This window comes from Streptomyces sp. NPDC057638 (assembly GCF_042800315.1).
GTDB lineage: Bacteria > Actinomycetota > Actinomycetes > Streptomycetales > Streptomycetaceae > Streptomyces.
Map to the genome: position 1 here is coordinate 1 of NZ_JBHVHF010000513.1, position 3,434 is coordinate 3,434.

Below are 3,434 nucleotides of genomic sequence, written 5' to 3' on the forward strand. Positions count from 1 at the left end.
GCCCACAGGCCCGGCGGACACGCCGCTCAGCGCACCAGCGACGGCGCCGTGTACCGCCCGCTCGGGGGCCGCTCCTCCACCAGTCGTACGAAGCCCGGCGCCACCTCCGCCGGAGTGGGATTGGACTGGGTGTCGTCCGGGACGGCGGCCCGGTAGAGGTCCGTCTCCATGTCCCCCGGATCCACCGCCCACACCCGCACCCCGGGCTCCTCGACCGCCAGCACCGCGGCGAGCTGGTCCAGCGCCGCCTTGGACGCGCCATAGCCGCCCCAGGTGGCGAACGGTTCCGCCGCCGCCTCCGAGCTGACCACGATCACCGCCCCGGCCCCGCTCTCCCGCAGCGATGGCAGGGCCTCCTGGATCAGCCCGAGCGCGGCCACCACATTGGTCTCCAGGGCGTGGCGCAGCCCGTCCAGGGGCTGCTCCGCCAGCGGCACCAGCGGCTCGGCTCCCAGCACACCCGCGTTGCTGACCAGCAGGTCAAGACCGCCCAGCGCCCGTGCCGCCGCCACCAGCTCCGCCCGGTGGGCCGCGTCGTTGACATCGCCGGGCACGGCCGTGACGCGCGTACCGCGCGCGGCGGCCTCCCCGGCGGTCCGCTCCAGCACGGCAGCGGTCCTGGCCGACAGGACCAGGTCCCAGCCCCGCCCCGCCAGGTCCAGCGCGAGCGCCCGCCCGAGGCCCTTCGAACCACCTGTGATCAGCGCTACCGGCATCCGTCGTCCCTTTCTCGCCCATCCTTGTGTGTACACGCCGCCAGGGTCCGCGTTCCCCGAGGTCCCTTGGTTCCCTTGGTTTCCTTATCCGTCACCGGGTCCCGCGTTCCGTACGCGGCACCTGGTGACGGATACACGCTCGGTACGCCCATCACGGTCGGCACGCGCCTCCTGGCCTCCGCGGGCCCTGAGCGGCCTCCACGCCCCCACCCCAAGCGAGCGGGGCGGTACCCCGGCGTCAGCCCCCACCGTAGGAAGACCCACCCCCCGCCGACCTCGGCCGGGGGGCCCTGACGATCACGGCACTTCGACCTAGGTCCCGTGGCCCCGTCGAGGGCCGCCCCCCGGCCGATGGGGACCGTCACACCCCGCCGGTACCGTGGAGATCATGAGCCATCGACCCAGCTCCGGCATCGCCGCCGTGAGCACCGCGCTCCTGGCGATGAGCAGACACCTCGAAGTCCGCGACGTCCTCAAGACGATCGTCGCCTCGGCGCGTGAGCTGCTCGACGCGGAGTACGCGGCGCTCGGCGTGCCCGACGATCACGGCGGCTTCGCCCAGTTCGTGGTCGACGGTGTCAGCGACGACCAGTGGAAGGCCATCGGCCCGCTGCCGCGCCAGCACGGCATCCTCGCCGCCATGCTCCGTGACGCCCGGACCGAGCGGCTCGACGATGTGCGCGAGGACCCCCGCTTCGAGGGCTGGCCCTCCGCCCACCCCGATCTCTCCGACTTCCTCGGGCTGCCCATCAAGGACGGCGACGAGATCATCGGCGCCCTCTTCCTCGCCAACAAGCGCTGTCCGGGCCCCGGCGGCGGCTGCGGCTTCACGGCGGCCGACGAGGAGCTGCTGTCGATCCTCGCCCAGCACGCCGCCATCGCCCTCACCAACGCCCGGCTCTATGAGCGCAGCCGCGAGCTGACCATCGTGGAGGAGCGCTCCCGGCTCGCCCACGAGCTGCACGACGCGGTCAGCCAGAAGCTCTTCTCGCTGCGGCTGACCGCCCAGGCCGCCGCCGCCCTCGTGGACCGCGACCCCGTCCGCGCCAAGGGTGAACTGCACCAGGTCGCCCTGCTCGCCGCCGAGGCCGTGGACGAGCTGCGCGCGGCCGTGGTGGAGCTGCGCCCCGCCGCGCTCGACGAGGACGGCCTGGTCAACACGTTGCGCACGCAGATCCAGGTGCTCGACCGGGCCCACAGCGCCACGGTCACCTTCGACACCCAGGGCATCCGCGCGCTGCCCGCCGCCCAGGAGGAGGCGCTCCTGCGCGTCGCCCAGGAGGCGCTGCACAACGCCCTGCGCCACTCCGGTGCCGAGCGGGTCGACGTGGTCCTCGCCCGCCGGGGTCAGGGCGCCGTCCTCAGCGTCACCGACAACGGCACGGGCTTCGAACCGCGCGCCGTCCGCCGCGCGGGCCGCCATCTGGGGCTGGTCTCGATGCGCGACCGCGCCGGCGGGGTCGGCGGCAGGCTCTCCGTGCAGTCCGCGCCCGGCAAGGGCACCACGATCGAGATGGAGGTCCCCGGTGGATAAGAGCGAAGGCCCCGAGCAGCGGCCCGTGGGCCCCGAGCGACCCGCCCGCGCCCGGCCGATCCGGGTCCTGCTGGTCGACGACCACCAGGTGGTCCGCCGTGGTCTGCGTACCTTTCTGGAGGTCCAGGACGACATCGAGGTCGTCGGCGAGGCCGGGGACGGCGCCGAGGGCGTCGCACGCGCCGAGGAGCTGCGCCCGGACGTCGTCCTCATGGACGTGAAGATGCCCGGTACCGACGGCATCGAGGCCCTGCGGACCCTGCGCGAGCTGTCCAACCCGGCCAAGGTCCTGATCGTCACCAGCTTCACCGAGCAGCGCACGGTCGTCCCCGCCCTGCGCGCCGGGGCCTCCGGCTATGTCTACAAGGACGTGGATCCCGACGCCCTCGCCGGGGCCATCCGCTCCGTCCACGCCGGTCATGTCCTGCTCCAGCCGGAGGTCGCGGGCGCCCTGCTCACCCAGGACGACCACAGCCAGGGCGGGGGTCGGGGCGGCGGTCTGACCGAGCGGGAGCGCGAGGTCCTCGGGCTGATCGCCGACGGCCGCTCCAACCGGGAGATCGCCCGCGCCCTCGTCCTCTCCGAGAAGACGGTGAAGACCCATGTCTCCAACATCCTGATGAAGCTCGACCTCGCCGACCGCACCCAGGCCGCGCTGTGGGCCGTCCGGAACGGGATGACCAACTGATCCGGGGAGGCACTGCACCGGCGGAAGGCTCCGCAACAACCCGATGATCGGAAATTCATACGGTCGGGTGCATATCGCCCGGATGGCGTATCCCCTCCACCGCCACGGCGTTCTCCAGGGCGTGCCACGGTGACCGCCGTGGCGAACGCCCAGGAGGACTGAAGTAGTGAAGAACCTGAAGAAGGCCGCCGCCCTCACCCTGATCACCGGCAGCCTCGTCGCCGCGGGCGCGGGCGTCGCGTCCGCCACCGGAGCCCACGCGGGCGGCAAGGCCGTGGCCTCCCCGGGCGTCGCCTCGGGCAATGTCGTGCAGGTCCCGGTCTCCATCCCGGTCAACGCCGTCGGCAACACGGTCAACGTGATCGGCCTGCTGAACCCGGCCTTCGGAAACCACGGCTTCATCGGCTGACCCCTGACGTCCGGCACCTCACCCGGGGCGCCGTGACTCCCGATCCCCGGCACCACGGACGACCGGCCGCGCCGCCTCCCCACAGCG

Annotated in this window: 4 protein-coding genes; 3 read left to right on the forward strand and 1 reads right to left on the reverse strand. The window is 73.1% G+C overall.

Annotated elements, in window-relative coordinates; genetic code table 11:
• Nucleotides 1-26 precede the first annotated feature (26 nt).
• On the reverse strand, nt 27-716 hold the full coding sequence (locus tag ACFVIM_RS34105) for an SDR family NAD(P)-dependent oxidoreductase (RefSeq protein WP_384309977.1): 690 nt from the start codon (nt 714-716) through the stop codon (nt 27-29).
• Nucleotides 717-1,104: 388 nt separating this feature from the next.
• Between ACFVIM_RS34105 and ACFVIM_RS34110 the strand changes: the two genes are divergently transcribed.
• From ACFVIM_RS34110 to ACFVIM_RS34120, 3 genes are all read left to right on the forward strand, one after another.
• Nucleotides 1,105-2,250, forward strand: coding sequence for a GAF domain-containing sensor histidine kinase (locus ACFVIM_RS34110; protein ID WP_384309979.1), 1,146 nt, complete (start codon nt 1,105-1,107; stop codon nt 2,248-2,250).
• Nucleotides 2,251-2,275: 25 nt separating this feature from the next.
• Complete coding sequence (locus tag ACFVIM_RS34115; protein WP_384309984.1) at nt 2,276-2,938, forward strand: response regulator; 663 nt, start codon at nt 2,276-2,278, stop codon at nt 2,936-2,938.
• A 166-nt stretch (nt 2,939-3,104) separates the two neighbouring features.
• Nucleotides 3,105-3,347: a chaplin gene (locus ACFVIM_RS34120; protein ID WP_384309981.1), complete on the forward strand. Its 243-nt coding sequence runs from the start codon at nt 3,105-3,107 to the stop codon at nt 3,345-3,347.
• Nucleotides 3,348-3,434 lie beyond the last annotated feature (87 nt).

What these genes read in the sequence shown, in the direction of transcription:
- ACFVIM_RS34105 (WP_384309977.1), bottom strand. Translation starts at nt 716, where the DNA reads ATGCCGGTAGCGCTGATCACAGGTGGTTCGAAGGGCCTCGGGCGGGCG.
- ACFVIM_RS34110 (WP_384309979.1), top strand. Translation starts at nt 1,105, where the DNA reads ATGAGCCATCGACCCAGCTCCGGCATCGCCGCCGTGAGCACCGCGCTC.